The organism is Pseudomonas sp. VD-NE ins (genome assembly GCF_031882575.1).
GTDB lineage: Bacteria > Pseudomonadota > Gammaproteobacteria > Pseudomonadales > Pseudomonadaceae > Aquipseudomonas > Aquipseudomonas fluorescens_BZ.
On record NZ_CP134772.1, the window covers coordinates 2,568,180 to 2,588,901 of the forward strand.

The following is a 20,722-nucleotide window of genomic DNA, read 5'->3' on the forward strand; positions in this document are numbered from 1 at the left end:
ATGCAGCGGCTTTTTTTTGTCTGGAGACAGTGGATTGTCGAGCGCCCCGCAACCTGTTGAACAAACCAATCGCTGGCGGGATGTACTCGCCGGTCTATCGATAGCAGGTCTCTTGCTGCCCGAAGCGGTGGCGTATTCGACCATCGCCGCGCTGGCGCCACAGGCCGGGGTCATTGCGCTGTTTGCCGGACTGCTTTGTTACGGGGTATTCGGCACCAGTCGCTTTGCGATTGTCTCGGCGACGTCCTCTTCGGCGGCAGTGCTGGCGGCAGCGACGGCGACCCTGGCCAATGGTGACCCGCAATTGCGTTCCACGTTGGCGGCCGGTCTGGTGCTGGTCACGGGTGGGTTGTTTTTGCTGGCCGGGGCTTTTCGTCTGGGCAGTGTCACGTCCTTTATTGCCAAACCGGTTTTGCGCGGATTCGCCTTCGGCCTGGCACTGACGATCATTCTCAAGCAGGTCGCCAGTGTGGTCGGCGTGCATCTGACCGAAACCAATCTGGTGCGCTTCGCCCCGCAACTGTTTGAACAGCTGCCGCAATGGAACTGGCCGGCCGCGGCTGTCGCGGCCGTCGCACTGGTATTGCTCGGAGTGTTCTCGCGATTCCCGCGGGTGCCCGGTGGCTTGCTGGTAGTGGTGATCGGCATCGCCGCCGGGCAATGGCTGGACCTGCCAGCGTATGGCGTGAAGATGATCGGCATTATCGACCTGAGCCTGGAAGTTCCCAATCTGCCGGCCTTGCCGTTCGCCGACTGGCTGCGTCTGGGGGAGGTGGGGTTTGCGCTGGTGATGATTCTCTATGCGGAGTCTTATGGCTCGATCAGTGCGTATGCGCTCAAGCATGGCGACCGCGTCACCTCAAACCGCGACCTGTTGGCGCTGGGAGCATCGAACCTGCTTTCCGGGCTGTTTCATGGTATGCCGGCAGGGGCGGGATACTCGGCGACCTCGGCGAATGAAGCAGCGGGTGCGACGTCTCGCTGGGCCGGCGGGGTAGCAGCGTTGGTGGTGTTGATCATCGTGCTGACGGTGTTGCCGTGGATTGCCCTGACCCCGGAGCCGATCCTTGCCGCGATTGTCATGCATGCGTTGGGTCGCGGTTTGAGTTTGCAGCCGCTGGGCCGCTACTTCATCTGGCGCCGGGATCGTGTGCTGGTGATCTGCGCGGTTACGGCCGTGTTGGTATTGGGCGTGCTGGACGGTCTGCTGGTCTCGGTGGCGATCAGTGTGCTGCTGATGCTCAAGCAGATGTCGGCCGCGGATATTCAGGTGCTTGGGCGGATTGATGGCGGGCATGATTTTGTCGATGTGCAGCGTCATCCCATTGCCCAGACGGAGCCTGGCGTACTGATCATTCGGCCCAGTGAGGCGTTGTTCTTTGCCAACGTTGAACGGATTCTGGGCGCGGCGTTAAGGCTGATCCGCCATGCAGAGGTGCCGGTGCACACGGTGATTCTGAGCCTTGAGGAGACGCCGGACCTGGACGGCACCAGCATTGAGGCGATGCAGGAGTTTTTCCTGCGGGTGCATCAGGAAGGCAAGCGATTGATTCTGGCGCGGCTCAAGCATGAAGCGCTGACGGTGTTGGACACTTTGCCTGAAGTGCTGGCCAACGGTGTGATTCTCAGCGGTTTGAGCGTCGATGGCGCCGTGCAGAAAGCCCTCACCCTAAACCCCAAGGCATAAAAAAAACGCCGCTCATCTCACGATGGGCGGCGTTCTTCATTGCGTTGTTACGTTAGGCTTGAACGACCGGGATGTTGGCGTTCGCAGCAGCTTCACGGAACTCGGCGATCTGGTCGAAGGACAGGTAGCGGTAGATATCGGCCGCCATGCTGTCGATCTTGCCAGCGTATTCCATGTACTCCTCGACGGTCGGCAGGCGACCCAGGATCGAAGCAACGGACGCCAGCTCGGCCGAAGCCAGGTAGACGTTCGCGCCGTCGCCCAGACGGTTCGGGAAGTTACGGGTCGAGGTCGAGACCACGGTGCTGTTCGGCTCAACGCGTGCCTGGTTACCCATGCACAGCGAGCAGCCTGGCATTTCCATGCGTGCGCCAGCCTTGCCGTAGATACCGTAGTAGCCTTCTTCGGTCAGTTGGTGAGCGTCCATTTTGGTCGGCGGCGACAGCCACAGACGGGTTGGCAGCTGACCTTTGACTTGATCCAGCAACTTACCGGCAGCACGGAAGTGACCAATGTTGGTCATGCACGAACCGATGAACACTTCGTCGATCTTCTCGCCAGCAACGCTGGACAGCAGACGGGCGTCGTCCGGATCGTTCGGCGCGCACAGTACCGGCTCGCTGATGTCGGCCAGATCGATTTCGATGACTTCGGCGTATTCGGCGTCGGCATCGGCTTCCATCAGTTCCGGGTTGGCCACCCAGGCTTCCATCGCTTGAGCGCGACGTTCCAGGGTACGCGCATCGCCGTAGCCTTCGCCGATCATCCAGCGCAGCAGGGTGATGTTGGAGTTCAGGTACTCGGTGATCGACTCTTTCGACAGCTTGATGGTGCAACCGGCAGCCGAACGTTCGGCCGAGGCGTCGGACAGTTCGAACGCCTGCTCCAGGGTCAGACCTTCCAGACCTTCGATTTCCAGGATGCGGCCGGAGAAGGCGTTTTTCTTGCCTTTCTTCTCGACGGTCAGCAGACCGTTCTGGATAGCGAAGTAAGGAATCGCGTGAACCAGGTCACGCAGGGTGATGCCAGGTTTCATTTTGCCTTTGAAGCGCACCAGGATCGATTCCGGCATGTCCAGCGGCATGACGCCGGTGGCCGCAGCAAACGCAACCAGACCGGAACCGGCCGGGAACGAGATGCCCATCGGGAAACGGGTGTGCGAGTCACCACCGGTACCGACGGTGTCCGGCAGCAGCATGCGGTTCAGCCACGAGTGGATGATGCCGTCGCCCGGACGCAGGGAAACGCCGCCGCGGGTCATGATGAAGTCAGGCAGGGTGTGGTGGGTGGTCACGTCGATCGGCTTTGGATAAGCCGCGGTGTGGCAGAAGGACTGCATCACCAGATCAGCCGAGAAGCCCAGGCACGCCAGGTCTTTCAGTTCGTCACGGGTCATTGGACCGGTGGTGTCCTGAGAACCCACGGTGGTCATTTTCGGTTCGCAGTAGGTGCCAGGACGGATGCCTTTGCCTTCTGCCAGACCGCAAGCCTTGCCGACCATTTTCTGCGCCAGGGTGTAACCCTTGGTGCTTTCGATCGGTGCATCAGGCTTCTTGAACAGGTCGAATGGTGGCAGACCCAGCTCGGCGCGAGCCTTCTCGGTCAGGCCACGGCCGATGATCAGCGGGATACGGCCGCCAGCACGTACTTCGTCCAACAGCACCGGTGTCTTCATTTCGAAGGTGGTCAGGACTTCGTCGGTGCCGTGTTTGCAGACTTTGCCAGCATGCGGGTACAGGTCGATCACGTCGCCCATGTGCATGTTGGAAACGTCGAACTCGATTGGCAGTGCGCCGGCATCTTCCATGGTGTTGTAGAAGATCGGAGCGATTTTGCTGCCGAAGCAGAAACCGCCAGCGCGCTTGTTCGGCACGTATGGAACGTCGTCGCCGAAGAACCACAGAACCGAGTTGGTAGCGGATTTACGCGAAGAACCGGTACCGACCACGTCACCGACGTAGGCGATCGGGAAGCCTTGACCGCGCATTTCTTCGATCTGCTTCATCGGGCCGATGGCGCCCTGCTGATCAGGAACGATGCCGTCACGGGCCATTTTCAGCATGGCCAGGGCGTGCAGCGGGATGTCTGGACGCGACCAGGCATCAGGAGCAGGGGAGAGGTCGTCGGTGTTGGTTTCGCCAGTAACCTTGAAAACGCGCAGGCTGATCTTGTCGGCCAGCGTTGGGCGGTTTTTGAACCACTCGCCGTCAGCCCAGGATTGCAGCACGGCTTTAGCGTGAACGTTGCCGTTCTTGGCTTTCTCAGCGACGTCGTGGAACGCATCGAACATCAGCAGGGTGTGCTTGAGTTGCGCGGCAGCGACTGGCGCCAGCTCGGCGTCGTCCAGCAGGTCAACCAGAGTGACGATGTTGTAGCCGCCCTGCATGGTGCCGAGCAGTTCTACAGCGCGCTTTTTGTCCAGCAGAGGGGAGGAAACTTCGCCCTTGGCCAGTGCAGACAGGAAGCCGGCTTTTACATAGGCCGCTTCGTCCACGCCTGGTGGAATGCGATTGGTGATCAGGTCAACGAGGAATTCTTCTTCGCCAGCCGGAGGGTTTTTCAGCAGCTCGACCAGGCCTGCTGTTTGTTCGGCGTTAAGCGGCTGGGGAACGATACCCAGGGCTGCACGCTCTTCGATATGTTTGCGGTAGGCTTCAAGCACAGTTATTACCCTCATCAGTGGTCCCAAATGGGTGTCCGGGACGCTCATCCCGAAATTGCCGTACTCATGCTCCTCACGACGTTGTGGGTCGTTCGGCCAGAATTACCGGCAATTCCTTACAGAAGCTGCTTTCAAAGTTTTACGCCTGCAGAACGGGGAGCTGATGAGGGTTGGCGCTGGATTTTTCCCCGCTGGAAAAATCCCTCGCCAACACCGCTCTGAAGGAACGACTGTGCTCGTGACGCTTTGAAAACAGCTTCTAACGGACATTGGCGCCTTAAAAGGCTGGCTGATTCTACGGCAAAAAAAATTTAAAGGTAAGTCGCGCTCTATTGGACTTTCGTGGCAATGCGCGCGGCTGGGTCAAACGCGCGGTGCGGCTGAGACCCTGATGTTTGAGGGGTGATCAATGCCCGACAAAGGGCTAACATGCCGACCTGTTCCGCGTTTCAGTGTTTTGCCTATCTTATGCCCAATCAGACCATCAAGACCCCTTGCGTCGGCCTCTGCTCCACTGTTTACGGTGATCTGGTGTGCCGTGGCTGCAAGCGTTTCCACCACGAAGTGATCCATTGGAATGGATACAACGAGGAGGAAAAGCGCGCGGTGTGGCTGCGTCTGGAGCAATTGCTGTCACAAGTGATGGCGGCCAAGGTCGAGATTTTCGATTCAGCGCGCCTGCGCGAGCAACTGGAGCAGCGCAAGATCCGCTTCGTGCCGCATCAGTCGGAATATTGCTGGGCGTATCAGCTGATCGCCCGTGGTGCGCGGGTGATCATTAATCTGGAAGCGTACGGAATGGTGTTGCTGCCGGAGTTTCGCGACTGGAATTTGCCGGAACTGCGCGATGCCATTGATCGGGAATTCTTCCTGCTGTCGGAAGCGCACTACCAGCGCTACATCGCCCCGGGCTTTTTGAAAGACGCCTTCGGCGCCTGAAAGCTTGCTCGCGAAGGGGCCGGTTCAGGCACCGCAATCCTTAATGTTTCACCGCCAACTCCACCAAATGATCCTCAACCTCCTGCGGCTTGAGCACCAGCACATCGCTTTCCAGCGCATCCAGAATCACTTCTGCGGTATTGCCGATCAACGCCCCAGACAATCCGGTGCGCGCCACCGTGCCGATAACGGTCACCGCTGCCTGCAGCTTGTGCGCCATGAACGGGATCAACACATCCGCCGGGCCTTCCTCGATGTGCAGGTGTTCATCATCGACATCGAATTCCGCCTGAAACGCCCGACATTGCTCGCGATAGCGCGCTTCGATGGTTTCGCTCAGTTGCAGCGTCGGGTCGGCCGCCGACAGCATTGGCGATGGATGCGCGCTGATTACATGCAGATCCGCCTTGGCCAGACTGGCGATGTCATAGCCGTGATCGATGATTGTGTTGTGCAAATGCCGGTGTTCACCGTCGAGATTACCGACATCCACCGCCGCCAGGATGACTTTGTCCTTCCACGAACCGGCAGTTTTCACCAGCAGCACCGGGGTAGGGCAGTGGCGCAACAGTTTCCAGTCCGCCGGGGTCAGCAGGGCTTTTTTCAGTGAACTGTCCGGGAAGTGCTGCTTGATCACCAGCCCGCAGCCTTCGGCCTGCTGCACATCGATGATGGTTTCGTGCAGGCTCTCGTTCCACGCCTGCTCGGTGGTCACGCTGTAGCCGTCGGCCAGCAGCGCGGCTTTGAGCACCCCGAGCATGCCGGCGTGGTCGTGCTTCTTGTCGCACACCAACAGGTGCAGATGGGCCTGGGTCACGCCAGCGATCAACTTGGCGCGCTTGAGCGCCAGGCTTTCCGAATGTTCGGGGTTGATGACCACCAGAATGCTGCGAATGGCTTGCATGAGCGGAGTCTCCAGCAAAGAAAAGGCACGGCGTTGCACAACTATAGTTGCTGCCCGATCGTGCGCGACTTGATGCATATCAACGCCAGCCGCTGGTGGTCTGCGGACAGGCCGGTATAATCGGCGCCCTTCGCTCGAACACCTTTTACCGTGAGCCCCATGATCCTTCCCGAAATCCACGAATTCCTTGGCTGCCGCACTCCAGACGCCTGGGTTCAGGCTGCACTGGCCGATCAGGAAACCCTGCTGATCGACCACAAGAACTGCGAGTTCAAGGCTGCCAGCACCGCCCTGAGCCTGATTGCCAAGTACCATTCCCACGTCGACCTGATCAACATGATGTCGCGTTTGGCCCGGGAAGAGCTGGTGCACCACGAGCAGGTCATGCGCATCATGAAACGGCGCAAGATCGAACTGCGTCAGCTCCACGCCGGTCGTTACGCTTCAGGCTTGCGCAAGGTCGTGCGCAGTCATGAGCCGGTGAAACTGGTGGATACGCTGGTGGTCGGCGCGTTTATCGAAGCGCGCAGTTGCGAACGTTTCGAAGCGCTGGTGCCGCATCTGGACGAAGAACTCGGCAAGTTCTACTTTGGCCTGCTGAAAAGCGAGGCGCGGCATTTTCAGGGTTATCTGAAACTCGCCTACCAATACGGGGACGCGAAGGATATTGCTCAGGTCATCGACAAGGTCCGTGCCGCCGAGCAGGAACTGATCGAGTCGCCGGACGAAGAGTTCCGCTTCCACAGCGGCGTGCCCGTCGCGGCATGACTCCGTGTAGGAGCTGCCGAAGGCTGCGATCTTTTGCTCTTGAAAAAGCCGCATCAAAAGATCGCAGCCTTCGGCAGCTCCTACAGATGTAGCGATCAGTGCATGAATGTTAAAAACTCTTAAGAGTATGAAACATCACTGAAAACCGGGACCTGCGGCCGGTTTTTGCTGCCTGAAACAAACGCCACCCCCACGAAAGCCGCCATAATGCCGGCCACTTCACACAAGGGCGGCAGACGGGCGTTATGGATAACCTGGGTTTTGGCAAAGTCCTGCTGGTGGAAGACGATGAGCGTCTGGCGGCGTTGATCGCCCACTTTCTCGAACAACACGGCTACGAAGTGCGCACCGTGCTGCGCGGCGATCTGGCCGTGGCTGCCTTTCTGGAATTCAAGCCGAAAGTCGTGGTGCTCGACCTGATGCTGCCGGGGCAGAGTGGTTTGCACGTATGCCGCGAGATTCGCAGTGTGTCGGACACGCCGATCGTGATACTGACCGCCAAGGAAGACGATTTAGACCACATTCTCGGCTTGGAATCCGGCGCGGATGACTATGTGATCAAACCGATCAAACCACCGGTGTTGCTGGCCCGGTTGCGAGCATTGCAACGGCGCCAGGTGCCGGACAGTCATGTGGTCAGTTTTATGGAGTTCGGCCAGTTGAGCGTCGACCGCAGTTGCCGTGAAGTGCGGCTGGCGGGCGAGGTCATCGAAATGACCACCATGGAATTCGAGCTGCTGTGGTTGCTGGCCAGCGCGGCCGGCAAGGTCCTGTCGCGTGACGACATCCTCAATCGCATGCGCGGGATCGCCTTCGACGGCCTCAACCGCAGCGTCGACGTGTACATCAGCAAGTTGCGCAACAAGCTCAAAGACAATCCCCGCGAGCCGATCTGTATCAAGACCGTGTGGGGCAAGGGTTATCTGTTCAATCCGTTCGCGTGGGAGCTGTAGATGCTGCGGTTATTCTTCGGGCTGTTTCTGGTCATGACGATTGGTCTGGTGCTGGCGTTGCAGACGGTCGAGCGCACCTTCGATGCCTTGCTCGATTATCAGATGCAGGACTACAACCGTGAGGCCGTGCGCGGACAGGCCTGGACGTTGGGTCAGCAATTGCGTGAACTCGACCCCGCGGCCCGGGAAAAACAGCTGGAAACAATCCGTCCGCATTACGGTTTGGGACTGACGCTGGTCGACACTTCTGAACTCGCCCTGAGTGACCAGGAAAAGGCCGAGCTGGCCAAAGGGCTGCTGGTGATCCGCGACAAGTACACCCAGTACATTTCCGCGATTGACGAGGGGCCGCAATTGCTCAGCATCCGCTTGCCGGCCGAGCCGAGTCTGATGCCGTTCTACATCGCCGGCGCTTACCTGATGATTGCCGTGCTGATCGGCATCGTCCTGTTTTTCTGGGTGCGCCCGCACTGGCGTGATCTGGAGAAACTGCGCCTGGCTGCCGAGCGTTTCGGCGACAACGATCTGTCGGTGCGCATTCAATTGTCGAAGCGCTCGAACATCCGCGATCTGGCCGAGCACTTCAACCTGATGGCGGCGCGCATCGAAGGCCTGATCGCCAATCAGCGCGAACTGACCAACGCGGTCTCCCACGAGCTGCGCACGCCGATCGCGCGGTTGTCATTTGAACTCGATCAGCTCAAGCAGCAACCGGACGCCAGTCAGAACCGTGAGCTGATTGCCGACATGTACGCCGACCTCGGCGAGCTCGAGGAAATGGTCTCGGAACTGCTGACCTATGCCAGCCTTGAGCGCGGCGCGACGGTGATCAAGCGTGAAAACATCCAGGCTGCCAATTGGCTCGACAGCGTGGTCGGCAGCGTGGCGCTGGAAGCCGAAGCGGCGGGGGTGCAGTTGTTGATCGGTGATTGTCGGCTCGACACCGTGCGAATCGAGCCGCGATTCATGGCGCGGGCGGTGATCAATCTGCTGCGCAACGCGATTCGCTATGCCGAGCAACGAGTTGAAGTGACCCTGGTGCGCACCGGTGATTATTACGAAGTGCGGGTCAACGACGATGGGCCGGGCGTGCCAGTGGACGGGCGGGAGAAGATCTTTGAACCGTTCTCGCGACTGGATGCCAGCCGGGATCGCCGCACCGGCGGTTTTGGTTTGGGCCTGGCGTTGGTGCGCCGGGTCTCGCAGTCCCATGGCGGGCAGGTTGAAGTGGGTGATTCGCCTTGGGGTGGGGCGTCGTTCCGGATGACCTGGGCGCATCTGGATTGAATGCCGTTGCTTGCCCCGGCCTCTTCGCGAGCAGGCTCGCTCCCACAAATGGAATGCGTTCTCCTGTGGGAGCGAGCCTGCTCGCGAAAGCGCTGGGTCAGAAACATCAATGTTGGCTGACAAGACGCCTTCGCGAGCAAGCTCGCTCCCACAGGGATTTGGGTTTGCCATGGATCTATCGAGTCAAACCGAGGCGTTCATGCCATTGGGCGATGGATTCCTCGGGGTAGACATCGAACTGTTTGTCTTTCGCTTTGGCCTCGACTTCCACCCAGGTTGCTTTCGAGCCGAGCATCAAATGTGTGTGTTCCGGCGGCACCGGCAACTGCGTGTCGATAGCCGAGGCGAACGGGTGGATCAGCTCGGGCCACTCCGGGCTGAACAACCACAGACCGCTGCCGCACAGTGAACAGAAATGCCGCTCGGCCGTGCTGCGATGGGCGCGCTTGTCGCCTTCGTCTTTCATCTTCGCGTGGTAGATGCTGATGTGTTTGCGTCCGCGCACCTTGAGGCTGGTCGCGTCGCCGCCGAGGTTGATCGCATAACCGCCACCGCCCTGGGTCTTGCGGCAGATCGAGCAATAGCAGCGTTGATAAGGGTAGGGATGGGCACTGGTGAGACTGAACGTGACCTCGCCGCAATGGCAGGAGCCTTCGAGATGCATGGGAATTCTCCCGTTTTGAATGTGCGGTTGAGCCTAGAACATTCAGTGCGATGCAGGTCGGTGTGATTCGACGGGCGGGCGCAGCGTCTAGCCCCAGTGTCCCCGCAATCCCATGGGGCGAGACTTCGGAACCCGGCATGCAAGCGCTGTTGAACGAGATTCTTGACGCTGTCCGCCCGCTGATCGGGCAGGGCAAGGTGGCTGACTACATTCCCGCCCTCGGCACCGTGCCGGCCAATCAGCTGGGCATCGCCGTGTACGGCAATGACGGCGAGATGTATTGCGCCGGTGACGCCGAGACGCCGTTCTCGGTGCAGAGTATTTCCAAGGTGTTTAGCCTGGTGCAGGCGATCGATCACTCCGGCGAAGCGATCTGGGAGCGCCTCGGCCATGAGCCGTCCGGGCAGCCGTTCAACTCGCTGGTGCAATTGGAATTCGAACGCGGTCGGCCACGCAACCCGTTCATCAATGCCGGTGCGCTGGTGATCTGCGACATCAACCAGTCGCGCTTTGCCGCGCCGACCCTGTCGATGCGTGATTTCGTCCGGCGCCTGTCAGGCAATCCGCAGATCATGATCGACGGCAAAGTCGCCGACTCCGAATACCAGCACCGCGCGCGCAATGCGGCGATGGCGTATCTGATGCAGTCGTTCGGCAACTTTCACAACGATGTCGAAGCGGTGCTGCGCAGCTATTTCAGCCACTGCGCGTTGCGCATGAACTGCATCGATCTGGCGCGGGCGTTCTGCTTTCTGGCCAACGACGGTTTCTGCAAACACAGCGGCGAACAGATCCTGACGCGTCGGCAGACCCAGCAGGTCAACTCGATCATGGCCACCAGCGGGCTGTATGACGAAGCGGGCAACTTCGCCTATCGCGTCGGCTTGCCGGGCAAGAGCGGCGTCGGCGGCGGGATTGTTGCGGTGGTGCCGGGGCAGTTCACGGTGTGCGTGTGGTCGCCGGAGTTGAATGCTGCCGGCAATTCGCTGGCCGGGATGGCGGCGCTGGAGATGCTCAGTTCGCGGATTGGCTGGTCAGTCTTCTGACCCGATCCGCCAAACACCGCAAAACCCTGTGGGAGCTGGCTTGCCAGCGATGAGGCCCTGTCAGTCACTATAAATTGACTGAACCACCGCTATCGCTGGCAAGCCAGCTCCCACAGGTTTCTTTAGTGGTTGAAGAGGTGTATTTCATCGAGTAATCCGCTACATTTTCCGGCCGCCCTCTGCATGGTGAATCCGCTTCATGTCTCTTGCGCTCGAACGTCTAGTCGCTGGCACGCCGATCCCTTTCGCTGGTAACCGCGTCACCGTGGTCAGCCCCGAACTGGCCGCGCGCTTTCAGCCCGGTGACCATCTGCTGGTGGAGCAGGTGAGTGGCGAGTTGCTGTTGATCCCCGTGGCAGATCAGCGGGCGGCGTCCGTGGCGATCGAGCGTGCGGCAGCGGCATTCACCGCGTTGTCGGCGGTGTCCGATGAGGCCATCAGCCAGTTCTTCGACTTGTTCGCACAACGTCTGGAAACCCCGGCGTGTTGGACGCACATCGAAACCGCTAACCTTGCCGACATCGAGCGGGCCAAGGCGCGCGGTCGCTCCACCACCCGTTTGCTCGCCGATGAGCGCATGCGCTGCGATATGATTGCCGGCCTGCGCGCCTGGCGTGATGCGGCGGCAACGCGCGGCAAAGTCATCAGCAGCGTCGAGCATGACGGCTGGAAGGTCGAGCAAGTGGTTTCTCCACTGGGCATCGTCGCGTTTGTCTTTGAAGGCCGGCCGAACGTGTTCGCCGACGCCGCCGGTGTCTTGCGCACCGGCAACACCGCCGTTCTGCGCATCGGCAGCGATGCCTTGGGCACCGCGCAAGCCATCGTCACTCACGCGTTAAACCCGGCGCTGGCCGACGCTGGTTTGCCGGCCGGTGCGGTGTCGTTGGTGGAAAGCGTCAATCATGCCGCCGGTTGGGCAATGTTCGCTGACCGACGTTTGTCGCTGGCGGTGGCGCGTGGCTCGGGTCGTGCGGTCAGTCAGTTGGGCAGCATTGCCCAGCAGGCCGGCACCGCCGTCAGCCTGCACGGCACGGGTGGCGCATGGTTGATCGCGGATCGTGCGGCCGATGCCAAACGCTTCGCCGCCGTGGTGCGCAACTCGCTGGATCGCAAAGTGTGCAACACCCTCAACGTGTGCCTGATCCAGCGTGATCGCGCGACGGAACTGGTGCCGTTGTTTCTTGATGCGCTGCAACAAGCCGGTACCGCGCGTGGCCAGGGCTGCAAATTGCACATCGTCGAAGGCAGTGAAGGCTGCTTGCCGAGTGAGTGGCAGAACGCGACGGTCGAGGTCTATCGCGCTGAGGGTTATCAGACCGAAGCACTGGCTGAGCCCTTGGCGGAGTCGGCGTTGGGCCGCGAATGGGAATGGGAAGAAACCCCGGAAGTCAGCCTGATGATCGTCGATGATCTGGATCAGGCGATTGCGCTGTTCAACCGCTACAGCCCGCAATTTACCGTGTCATTGATCAGTGAAGATGCCGCCGTGCAGGAGCGTTTTTACAACGCGGTGAATGCGCCGTTCGTGGGCAACGGCATTACCCGTTGGGTCGATGGGCAGTATGCGTTGAACAAGCCGGAACTGGGTCTTTCGAACTGGGAGAGTGGGCGCTTGTTTGCGCGTAGTGCGATTCTTTCGGGGGACGGCGTATTTACTGTTCGTAGCCGCATGACCCAGATCGATCTGACGGTAAAACGCTGATCCCGTGTAGGAACTGCCGAAGGCTGCGATCTTTAGTGATCGTTCCCACGCTCCAGCGTGGGAACGATCAGTTGCTCAGGCCGCGTGCGTGGTTTGTGCATGAATCGCGCAAGTCGCCGGTTGCTCGGCCAGCGGCACAAACGTGCGACGGTCCGAGGACAGCGCATCGATCGAACCGGTCTCGATGTCATACACCCAGCCATGCAGATTCAGCAGGCCTTTTTCCTGGGCCAGACGCACGCTCGGGTGGGTCTGGATATTCGCCAGTTGCGCGATCACGTTTTCGCGCACCATCGAACTCAATTTCGCCGCGTCATTGGCATGCGGTCGTGACTCGTTGACCACTTTCGCCGACTCGGCATGCTGCAGCCAGCCACTGACGGCGGGCAAGTGATCCATGCATTTGCATTGGGCAATCGCGGTCATCGCGCCGCAGTCCGAATGGCCGCAGATCACAATGTCGGTCACGCCGAGCACCGCCACCGCGTACTCCACCGTCGCCGAAACCCCGCCCGGATGCGGGCTGTAGGACGGCACGATATTGCCGGCGTTACGGATCACGAACAGCTCGCCGGGTTCTTGTTGGGTCAGCAGTTCCGGCACGACACGGCTGTCGGAACAGGTGATGAACAAGGTGCCGGGCTGTTGCGTGGTCGCCAGGTGTTTGAACAGTTCGGTGCGTTGCGGGAACGCTTCGTTCTGGAATCTCAGGAAGCCATCAATCAGGTTTTTCATGGTGTTGTCCTCTCAGTTTGAGCAACCGCTGCCGAATTCGCTGTATTGAAGAATGTGTTTGCCGCCGTGGCTGTCCAGATACGTCATCTCCACCGGCACCACGCCACACACATCGGCAACCGGGGTAATGCTCAGCACTTGGGCGATGTCCAGCTGCATGCCGTAGCGATAGGCAACGGCCTCATCAGCGGCAGATGCCTGGGCGTAAAAACCGCCGAGCAGGGCCACAATCAACAGAATTTTTTGCATGGGGCAGCCTCCAGATGTGTTTGGTGACGGGTAGCCATTTGAGGGTGGTTGGCCCGCACGCAGGGTGCGGGCCGGTGCGGATCAGAACGGACGCAGGGGCAGGAACTTGCCGTCGAGGGTGACCACAGCGCGGGAGCCGCCTTCCGGGTCTTCGACTTTCTTGATGTCGAGTTTGAAGTTGATCGCGCTGATGATGCCGTCGCCGAACTGCTCGTGAACCAGGGCTTTGAGGGTGGTGCCGTAGATCTGGATCATCTCGTGGAAGCGGTAGATGGTCGGGTCGGTCGGTACGCCGCTGAGGCTGCCACGCAGGGGGATGATCTGCATCGCCGCGACGTCTTCAGCACTCAGTTCCAACTTGTCACCGACCACTTGGGCAGCGTTTTCCGGCAGTGGGTGCTGGCCGAGCAGGGCAGCTGTGACGTACGCCAGACTCAGGCCGGTGCCGTCTGCCAGATCCTGCCACGACAGATCTTTGCGTGCCTTGGCGTCGAGAACGCGGGTGGTCAGGGCCAGGCTGGTGTCGTTGTAGGCGTGGGACTGTTGCATGGTGTCACTCCTTTCAGGGGTTGGCTTGCTGTGTGGGATTGATCTTCTGCCGATTCATCCATAGCGTCCAAGACCGATATACAATGCTTGGCATAAGTCCTGCCTATAGTTGGTGATTCCCATGTTGCTGCGACATTTGCGTTATCTGCTGGCCGTTGCCGATCACGGCGGCTTTACCCGTGCCGCCGAGGCGTTGCATGTGTCGCAGCCAACCCTGTCGCAGCAGATTCGCCAATTGGAAGAAACCCTTGGGGTGAGCTTGTTTGATCGCACTTCGCGTACGGTCAAACCGACGGACGCCGGCGAGGCTTACATCGAATGCGCGCGGCGGGTGTTGGTCGAGCTGGAGGCGGGTAAACGCGCGTTGCATGACGTGAAGGATTTGTCTCGCGGGACGTTACGTATGGCGATGACACCGACGTTCATGGCGTATCTGGTCGGGCCATTGGTGCGCGATTTTGCCGCGAGGTATCCGGGGATTCATTTGCAGATCTTCGAGCTGTCGATGGACGACATTGAGGCGGGGCTGGCGGATGACTCGCTGGATATTGCGATTGCGTTTACGCCGGTGCGTAACGTCGATATCGAGTGTATTCCGGCGTTTACCGAAACTTTGGGGATCATGGTCGGGCGGGAGCATCCGCTGTATGACAGCCACTCGGTACTGACGCCGGAGGATATTGCTTCGCTGGACTTTGCCTTGTTGGCGCCGGACTTCATTACACGGTTATCGGTGGATGAATATTTCCGCCAGCATGGGATTACGCCGCAGGTGCGGATCGAGGTGAATTCGGTGAGTACGTTGCTGGAAGTGGTGCGTCATTCGCCGCTGGCGACGATGTTGCCGCAGGCGATTGCGACGGAGGATCGGGCGTTGCACCGGTTGCGCGTGGAGAGCGAGGCGCCGCAGCGTGGGGCGGCGGTGTTGCGGCGGCGCAATAATTATCACAGTGCGGCGGCGGTGGCGTTTGTGGAATTGGTGTTGGACATGGGAAGCCCCTCACCCTAACCCTCTCCCAGAGGGAGAGGGGACTGACCGAGTTGCTTGGGCGATTTACGCCGACCTGAGAAACCTGAGTCGAACTCAGGTTCTGAAGCACCATAAATCGGCTCCCTCTCCCAAGGGAGAGGGGACTGACCGAGGTGTTTGTGCAATTTACGTCGACCTGAAAGTTTTGAGCCGAACTAAAATTTTGAGCGCAGCACAAATCGGCTCCCTCTCCCTCGGGAGAGGGCTGGGGTGAGGGGCTACAATTCCAGTCACGCCAAATCAATGCAAGCGAACAAAAAAAGGCCTGCTTCCTTTAAGGAAGCAGGCCTTTCAGTTATTTAATGACTAACTCAGCAGAACCGATCAATCACCCGAACTTCATTCTTGTTCTGCATCGAATCCCACGCCTGTTTCAGCGTTTGCAGAACATTCCCGATGAAGTCCTTGTCGGCTGCGGCTTTCTTGCCAACATAACCGTGGCCGCGACGGTACATCTTCAGGCGGGCCAGCAGGTTCTGATGATTGCGGTCGAACTCTTCTTCGCCAGCATGGGGCGCCAGGCAGTCGATATGCACCTGACCCGACTTGCTGATCCACAGAATATGGCTGTCGTGGCTGTCTTTCTGCGCAGCGAACATACGAGCCAGTTCTTCGATAGTAGGTTGATTGTTCAGATTCATGATTTTGCCCCTTGACCAGTCTGGTGATCTTTCAAAGTTGATTCGCTAATACAGGTAGCCCATCGGTTAGTTGATCCCTGGCACCGAAACCAGGACGTCAGCGCTCGCCCGTAGAAAGTACGGGGTCGTGCATCTGTTGCATGTAGTCGTGTTGAATAACTGCTACGCAATAGCGTCACAACGAGGAGAAGCAGCGAAAACCGGGAGGCTCCTTGACGACATTTACCGTGTCGGCCACAAGCGTCTTGAGAATTTTCGCCAGCGCTTCTCGTCCTTGTACTGGACGTTCAGGCTAGGTCAGCTTCTTCAATCTGCCTTGTGGGCAGCGTGTATCCGGAAAAAACAACTCGGCGGTCAGACGAGTTTGCTCAAGCGTGTTACCGATGTTCCCGATCGGGGAACGTCTTCATCATGCAAAAGCAAAACGATGCCGTCAACGGTTTTGTAGTGATTATTTTTGCTCACTACATATTGTCGGACAAAGCTGTTTTGGAATGAGAAAGAATCCGTTCAGGCAACGGAAAAGGGCGTGTGCAGGCGGTAGAACGTGCACGGATAGCCGTCCACTTCACGCTGCTGCCGGGTGAAGTCGCCGCCGCTCAATACAGGGATCAGCCCGGCCCAGAAGCGTCGTGCCGGCAGGTTGGCGTCGATATGGAAAATCTGCCATTGACCGGGGATGTGGCTCAAGAGGGCAGAGACGACAAACTGCGCGACGCCTTGGCCACGAAAGCGTCGCGCAATGAAGAAATAGCCAATGTTGTGTTCGGCACCGGCGATGTGGGTTTCGTTATCGGCGGTCACGAAGCCGGCGAGTTCGCCGTCGACGCGGATCAGGAAGGGGTGGGTGGCCGGGTGGCGCCAGTAGTCGAGTTTTGGCTGGATGGAGAAGAAACCGTATTCGGCGAGCTTCAGCGGCAGCCACTCACTGAAGTCGTACATGTAGAACTGCATGAGGTTTTCGATGATGTCCAGTTCATCGCGCTGGGCGGGGTGCAGTTCGATATTGGCCATGCGCCGGGTTCCTGAAGTGATCAGCCTTGCAGAAACAGTAGCGGGTTTTATTTGGCTGACGGTTTCGCTGTGCGTTTTGTCGTACCCGTGGTTTTGCTGCGGGTCGATTTGCGTTTCTTCTTCCACGGTGCCGCCGCTTTACCGGCCGGTGGCGGGCCGCTGATGGTCAGGCTGAGGCTGGAGCAGCGCGTCACCTGTTTGCTCATCCACGCCGCTTGTTTGGTGACGAATTCTTCCAGGCTCATTTCGCCGCTTTGCACCATGTCCAGCGCCTGTTCCCAGATCGCGGTAGTGCCAGGGTCGGCAATCGCGCGCGGCACGGCGTCGATCAGGCTGAACGCGGCCGGGGTGGCGGCGAGGGCCTTGCCGTTTTTCACCAGATAGCCACGGTCAATCAAACCCTGAATGATCGAGGCGCGGGTGGCTTCGGTGCCGATACCGGTGGTGTCCTTGAGTTTCTGTTTGAGCAGCGGATCCTCCACCAGTTTGGCGACGTTTTTCATCGCCTTGATCAGATCGCCCTCGGTGTAGGGTTTGGGCGGTTGCGTCCACAAATCCTTGAGCTTCACAGCGGCGATGGCGCATTCGACGCCTTGGCTAAGGGCCGGCAAGGTTTGCGGTGCGGGAGCTTCGCGGCCCTTGGCCGGCGCCAGTGCCTCGGGCAGGGCACGTTTCCAGCCTGCTTCGATGATCTGCTTGCCCACCGCGCGCAACGCTTCACCGGCGCAATCGAAATCGGCCTGGGTGCGATCGTATTCATGATTGGGCAGGAACTGCGCCAGATAGCGCGCGCGGATCAGCGTGTAGACCGCGCGGTGCTTGCCACTCAGGCGCTCTAGATTCTTCGCCGCTGCGGTGGGAATGATGCCGTGGTGAGCGCTGACCTTGGCGTCGTTCCACGCGCGGGATTTGCGTTGCGGCTCCAGAAACCCGTTGAGCGCCTCAAGACCCGGATCGGCCTGGCGCAACGCGGCGAGAATCCCCGGCGCTTCGCTGTGCTGGCTCAGCGGTAGATAACCGCAATCACTGCGCGGATACGTGATGACCTTGTAGGTTTCGTAGAGCGCCTGGGCAATGTCGAGGGTTTCCTGCGCGCCGAGGCCGAGCTTCTTCGAACAGACTTCCTGCAAGGTGCCGAGATCGAAGGGCAGGGGCGCCACCTCACGCATGCGCTCGGTTTTCAGCTTGACCACCCGGGCACTCGCAGCGCTGCTGATCGCAGCCGCCGCTTGCTGGGCCAGCACCTGATTCAGGCAGCGCTCCTGATCGTCACAGACATCCGACGGCGCCCGCCACTGCGCGGTAAACGGGATGCCGTTGTGCAGCAGATCGACATCGATCGCCCAGAACGGCACTGGCACGAAATCGGCGATGCTGCGGTCGCGATCCACCACCAGGCGCAAGGTTGGCGTCTGCACGCGGCCTACCGGCAACACCCCTTGATAACCCGATTGCCGACCGAGCAGCGTGAACAGCCGGCTCATGTTCATGCCGATCAGCCAGTCCGCCCGCGAGCGGCCCAGCGCCGAGTGATACAGGCTGAAGGTTTCGGCCCCCGGTTTCAGTGCGGCAAGGGCCTTGCGGATCGAGGCTTCGTCCAGTGCCGAGAGCCATAAACGGCGGATCGGCCCGCGATAACGGCAATGCTCGACCAGTTCCCGGGCGATCATCTCGCCCTCACGGTCGGCGTCGGTGGCGATGATCAGTTCGCTGGCCTCGCCGAGCAGGCGCTTGACCGCTTTGTACTGGCTGGCGGTGCGCGGCTTGACGGTCATTTTCCACTTGTCCGGGATAATCGGCAGATCAGCCAGCACCCAGCGCTTGTAGCGCGCGTCATAAGCATCCGGCGGCGCGGTTTCGAGCAAGTGGCCGATGCACCAGGTCACCGTGACATCCGTTCCCAGCCAGCAGCCGTCGCCGCGACGCTTGGCGCCGAGCACGGCCGCAATGTCTTTGGCCTGGGAGGGTTTTTCACAGAGGTACAGCCGCATAACCACCATCGTCGATCAAGGTCGGAACAGGTGCACAGAATGGCCGGACTTGGCGTCAGGGGCAACTTTTATCTGTATGGATATACAGATAAAAAGCATTGCAGCAGGTGACGGGTAATACAGGGACGCAGGCAGGGCTATCGAGAAATTGATTAGCGCCCGGTTGGCGCCTGTGTCAGGTTTTTCGCCGATGCAAACACGCGAGTGACAGGACGATCTCGCCAGAAGATCGCCGTGGTCTGTCGACACTGACTACTCAGAAACAAGGAAGTCCATCATGGCTCAAGCCAAATCGAAAACCAGCAGCGCCTTCGACGAAATCGATACGTTCAGCCACCTGTATGACCGTGGTGTCGGGCTGGTCAACGGCAAACCCTCATTCACTGCCGACCAGGCTGCTGATGAAATCCTGCGCAAAGGCCTGTCGTGGGGCGACAAGAACGCTGACGGCAAGATCGACCTCAGTTACACCTTCCTGATCGAGAAACCGGCGAACTACAACGTCAAACTGGGCAACTTCAGCGAGTTCAGCGCCCAGCAAAAAGCCCAGGCGGTGCTGGCCATGCAATCTTGGGCTGATGTCGCCAACGTCACTTTCAGCGAAGGCAAGGGCGGCGATGGCCACATGACGTTCGGTAATTACGACGTCAGTACCGGTGGCGCGGCCTTCGCTTATTTGCCGAGCGGCGGTGGTTATGACGGCCAGTCGTGGTACCTGATCAACGATCAGTATCAGGTCAACAAAACCCCGGACACCAACAACTATGGGCGCCAGACCCTGACCCACGAGATCGGCCATACCTTGGGCCTGTCGCACCCGGGCGCCTACAACGCCGGTAATGGCAACCCGACCTATAACGACGCCAAGTACGCCGAAGACACTCGCGGCTACAGCCTGATGAGCTACTGGAGCGAAGCCAACACCGAGCAGAACTTCAGCAAGGACGGCAGCGGCGCGTACGCTTCGGCGCCATTGCTCGACGATATTGTCGCGGTGCAAAAACTGTATGGCGCCAACTACGCGACCCGCGCCGATGACACTACGTACGGCTTCAACTCCAACGCCGAGCGTGACTTCTACAGCGCCACTTCGGCGTCTTCCAAAGTGGTTTTCTCGGTGTGGGATGGCGGCGGTAATGACACGCTGGACTTCTCCGGCTTCAGCCAGAACCAGAAGATCAACCTTAATGAGGGTTCGTTCTCCGATGTCGGCGGCCTGGTGGGTAACGTCTCCATCGCTCACGGCGTGACCGTGGAGAATGCGCTGGGCGGTTCGGGCAATGACCTGCTGATCGGTAATGTGGCCGCCAACGATCTGTTCGGCGGTGCTGGTAATGACATCCTTTACGGTGGTGGCGGTGGCGATACCTTGTGGGGCGGTGCAGGCGCAGACACCTTCGTGTTCGGTGCTGCCAGCGATTCGACCATGACCGCGCCGGACTGGATCATGGATTTCACCAGCGGCCTGGACAAGATTGACCTGTCGGGAATCGCCGGTTTCGCCACGGGCGCGGCGTCGCTGAACTTTGTCAGCGGCTTCACCGGGCATGCGGGTGATGCGATCCTGACCTACTTCGCGCAAACCAATCAGACCAGCCTGATGGTTGACCTGACGGGGCAGGGTTCGGTGGACTTTGCCGTGGGTGTGGTGGGGCAAGCGGTGGCGACTGATATCGTTGCGTGATGCCTTAAGAGCGGCCCTCACCCTAACCCTCTCCCAGGGGGAGAGGGGACTGACCGAGTTGTCTGGTGAAATCCATCGACCTGAAAAACCGAGTCGACTATGGATTCAAAGCCAATCGTTCAAGTCGGTGATTCTCGCCAATATCCCCCAATCGTTTCCCTCTCCCTCCGGGAGAGGGCTAGGGTGAGGGGCTTTTGAAGTTGATGGGCCGTTCGGC

18 protein-coding genes are annotated in these 20,722 nt (G+C 59.6%); 9 read left to right on the forward strand and 9 right to left on the reverse strand.

The genetic code is table 11. The annotated features are described in order from the left end of the window. Window positions 1-34 precede the first annotated feature (34 nt). Entirely contained in the window at window positions 35-1,687 is a 1,653-nt protein-coding gene (locus tag RMV17_RS11285) for a SulP family inorganic anion transporter (RefSeq protein WP_311886547.1), read from the forward strand. A gap of 52 nt (window positions 1,688-1,739) precedes the next feature. Here the strand turns inward: RMV17_RS11285 and acnB are convergent, their stop codons facing one another. Continuing rightward, entirely contained in the window at window positions 1,740-4,349 is a 2,610-nt protein-coding gene (acnB, locus tag RMV17_RS11290) for a bifunctional aconitate hydratase 2/2-methylisocitrate dehydratase (protein WP_311887032.1), read from the reverse strand. A gap of 468 nt (window positions 4,350-4,817) precedes the next feature. Here acnB and RMV17_RS11295 point away from each other — a divergent pair, with 468 nt between their 5' ends. Next, window positions 4,818-5,288 (forward strand): DUF1289 domain-containing protein, encoded by a 471-nt coding sequence (locus RMV17_RS11295; RefSeq protein WP_064117650.1) that lies wholly within the window; start codon window positions 4,818-4,820, stop codon window positions 5,286-5,288. A 40-nt stretch (window positions 5,289-5,328) separates the two neighbouring features. On the opposite strand, the gene RMV17_RS11300 is transcribed toward RMV17_RS11295, so the two are convergent. After that, window positions 5,329-6,192, reverse strand: a complete 864-nt coding sequence (locus tag RMV17_RS11300) for a universal stress protein (RefSeq protein WP_311886548.1) — start codon at window positions 6,190-6,192, stop codon at window positions 5,329-5,331. Between the two features lie 159 nt (window positions 6,193-6,351). On the opposite strand from RMV17_RS11300, the gene RMV17_RS11305 reads away from it, so the two are divergent. The 3 genes from RMV17_RS11305 (at window position 6,352) to RMV17_RS11315 (ending at window position 9,200) form a co-directional block, all read left to right on the forward strand. Further along, window positions 6,352-6,960: a tRNA-(ms[2]io[6]A)-hydroxylase gene (locus RMV17_RS11305; protein WP_095191009.1), complete on the forward strand. Its 609-nt coding sequence runs from the start codon at window positions 6,352-6,354 to the stop codon at window positions 6,958-6,960. A 245-nt stretch (window positions 6,961-7,205) separates the two neighbouring features. Further along, on the forward strand, window positions 7,206-7,913 hold the full coding sequence (locus RMV17_RS11310) for a winged helix-turn-helix domain-containing protein (protein ID WP_034152465.1): 708 nt from the start codon (window positions 7,206-7,208) through the stop codon (window positions 7,911-7,913). Beyond that, on the forward strand, window positions 7,914-9,200 hold the full coding sequence (locus RMV17_RS11315) for an ATP-binding protein (protein ID WP_311886549.1): 1,287 nt from the start codon (window positions 7,914-7,916) through the stop codon (window positions 9,198-9,200). Between the two features lie 175 nt (window positions 9,201-9,375). Here RMV17_RS11315 and RMV17_RS11320 read toward each other — a convergent pair whose 3' ends face one another. Then, window positions 9,376-9,864, reverse strand: a complete 489-nt coding sequence (locus tag RMV17_RS11320) for a GFA family protein (RefSeq protein ID WP_311886550.1) — start codon at window positions 9,862-9,864, stop codon at window positions 9,376-9,378. 137 nt (window positions 9,865-10,001) lie between these two features. Here RMV17_RS11320 and glsB point away from each other — a divergent pair, with 137 nt between their 5' ends. After that, on the forward strand, window positions 10,002-10,910 hold the full coding sequence (gene glsB, locus RMV17_RS11325) for a glutaminase B (protein WP_034152462.1): 909 nt from the start codon (window positions 10,002-10,004) through the stop codon (window positions 10,908-10,910). 199 nt (window positions 10,911-11,109) lie between these two features. After that, a complete protein-coding gene (locus tag RMV17_RS11330; RefSeq protein WP_311886551.1) occupies window positions 11,110-12,612 on the forward strand; it encodes an aldehyde dehydrogenase family protein in 1,503 nt (500 codons plus the stop codon). A 75-nt stretch (window positions 12,613-12,687) separates the two neighbouring features. Here the strand turns inward: RMV17_RS11330 and RMV17_RS11335 are convergent, their stop codons facing one another. From RMV17_RS11335 to cynS, 3 genes are all read right to left on the reverse strand, one after another. Continuing rightward, window positions 12,688-13,347, reverse strand: coding sequence for a carbonic anhydrase (locus tag RMV17_RS11335; RefSeq protein ID WP_311886552.1), 660 nt, complete (start codon window positions 13,345-13,347; stop codon window positions 12,688-12,690). A gap of 12 nt (window positions 13,348-13,359) precedes the next feature. Continuing rightward, window positions 13,360-13,596 carry a DUF2790 domain-containing protein gene (locus RMV17_RS11340; protein ID WP_311886553.1) on the reverse strand — a complete coding sequence of 79 codons (237 nt, stop codon included), beginning with the start codon at window positions 13,594-13,596 and terminating at the stop codon, window positions 13,360-13,362. 81 nt (window positions 13,597-13,677) lie between these two features. Then, the gene (gene cynS / locus RMV17_RS11345) at window positions 13,678-14,145 is read right to left on the reverse strand and encodes a cyanase (RefSeq protein ID WP_016982959.1); all 468 of its coding nucleotides are present in this window, start codon (window positions 14,143-14,145) and stop codon (window positions 13,678-13,680) included. A gap of 121 nt (window positions 14,146-14,266) precedes the next feature. Between cynS and cynR the strand changes: the two genes are divergently transcribed. Continuing rightward, window positions 14,267-15,154 (forward strand): transcriptional regulator CynR, encoded by an 888-nt coding sequence (gene cynR / locus RMV17_RS11350; protein WP_311886554.1) that lies wholly within the window; start codon window positions 14,267-14,269, stop codon window positions 15,152-15,154. A gap of 332 nt (window positions 15,155-15,486) precedes the next feature. Here cynR and RMV17_RS11355 read toward each other — a convergent pair whose 3' ends face one another. The 3 genes from RMV17_RS11355 to RMV17_RS11365 form a co-directional block, all read right to left on the reverse strand. After that, window positions 15,487-15,816 carry a hypothetical protein gene (locus RMV17_RS11355; protein ID WP_108226457.1) on the reverse strand — a complete coding sequence of 110 codons (330 nt, stop codon included), beginning with the start codon at window positions 15,814-15,816 and terminating at the stop codon, window positions 15,487-15,489. A 510-nt stretch (window positions 15,817-16,326) separates the two neighbouring features. Then, a complete protein-coding gene (locus RMV17_RS11360; RefSeq protein WP_311886555.1) occupies window positions 16,327-16,830 on the reverse strand; it encodes a GNAT family N-acetyltransferase in 504 nt (167 codons plus the stop codon). A gap of 47 nt (window positions 16,831-16,877) precedes the next feature. Then, window positions 16,878-18,821 (reverse strand): DNA topoisomerase III, encoded by a 1,944-nt coding sequence (locus tag RMV17_RS11365; protein WP_311886556.1) that lies wholly within the window; start codon window positions 18,819-18,821, stop codon window positions 16,878-16,880. Window positions 18,822-19,098: 277 nt separating this feature from the next. Between RMV17_RS11365 and RMV17_RS11370 the strand changes: the two genes are divergently transcribed. After that, a complete protein-coding gene (locus tag RMV17_RS11370; RefSeq protein WP_311886557.1) occupies window positions 19,099-20,505 on the forward strand; it encodes a serralysin family metalloprotease in 1,407 nt (468 codons plus the stop codon). Window positions 20,506-20,722: the final 217 nt, after the last annotated feature.

Excerpts from the sequence above, each read along its gene's own strand:
- RMV17_RS11370 (WP_311886557.1), top strand. The coding sequence starts at position 19,099 with ATGGCTCAAGCCAAATCGAAAACCAGCAGCGCCTTCGACGAAATCGAT.
- cynS (WP_016982959.1), bottom strand. The coding sequence starts at position 14,145 with ATGCAACAGTCCCACGCCTACAACGACACCAGCCTGGCCCTGACCACC.
- RMV17_RS11355 (WP_108226457.1), bottom strand. The coding sequence starts at position 15,816 with ATGAATCTGAACAATCAACCTACTATCGAAGAACTGGCTCGTATGTTC.
- RMV17_RS11330 (WP_311886551.1), top strand. The coding sequence starts at position 11,110 with ATGTCTCTTGCGCTCGAACGTCTAGTCGCTGGCACGCCGATCCCTTTC.
- RMV17_RS11310 (WP_034152465.1), top strand. The coding sequence starts at position 7,206 with ATGGATAACCTGGGTTTTGGCAAAGTCCTGCTGGTGGAAGACGATGAG.
- RMV17_RS11300 (WP_311886548.1), bottom strand. The coding sequence starts at position 6,192 with ATGCAAGCCATTCGCAGCATTCTGGTGGTCATCAACCCCGAACATTCG.
- RMV17_RS11295 (WP_064117650.1), top strand. The coding sequence starts at position 4,818 with ATGCCCAATCAGACCATCAAGACCCCTTGCGTCGGCCTCTGCTCCACT.
- RMV17_RS11335 (WP_311886552.1), bottom strand. The coding sequence starts at position 13,347 with ATGAAAAACCTGATTGATGGCTTCCTGAGATTCCAGAACGAAGCGTTC.
- RMV17_RS11360 (WP_311886555.1), bottom strand. The coding sequence starts at position 16,830 with ATGGCCAATATCGAACTGCACCCCGCCCAGCGCGATGAACTGGACATC.
- RMV17_RS11305 (WP_095191009.1), top strand. The coding sequence starts at position 6,352 with ATGATCCTTCCCGAAATCCACGAATTCCTTGGCTGCCGCACTCCAGAC.
- RMV17_RS11315 (WP_311886549.1), top strand. The coding sequence starts at position 7,914 with ATGCTGCGGTTATTCTTCGGGCTGTTTCTGGTCATGACGATTGGTCTG.
- glsB (WP_034152462.1), top strand. The coding sequence starts at position 10,002 with ATGCAAGCGCTGTTGAACGAGATTCTTGACGCTGTCCGCCCGCTGATC.
- cynR (WP_311886554.1), top strand. The coding sequence starts at position 14,267 with ATGTTGCTGCGACATTTGCGTTATCTGCTGGCCGTTGCCGATCACGGC.
- RMV17_RS11340 (WP_311886553.1), bottom strand. The coding sequence starts at position 13,596 with ATGCAAAAAATTCTGTTGATTGTGGCCCTGCTCGGCGGTTTTTACGCC.
- RMV17_RS11365 (WP_311886556.1), bottom strand. The coding sequence starts at position 18,821 with ATGCGGCTGTACCTCTGTGAAAAACCCTCCCAGGCCAAAGACATTGCG.
- RMV17_RS11320 (WP_311886550.1), bottom strand. The coding sequence starts at position 9,864 with ATGCATCTCGAAGGCTCCTGCCATTGCGGCGAGGTCACGTTCAGTCTC.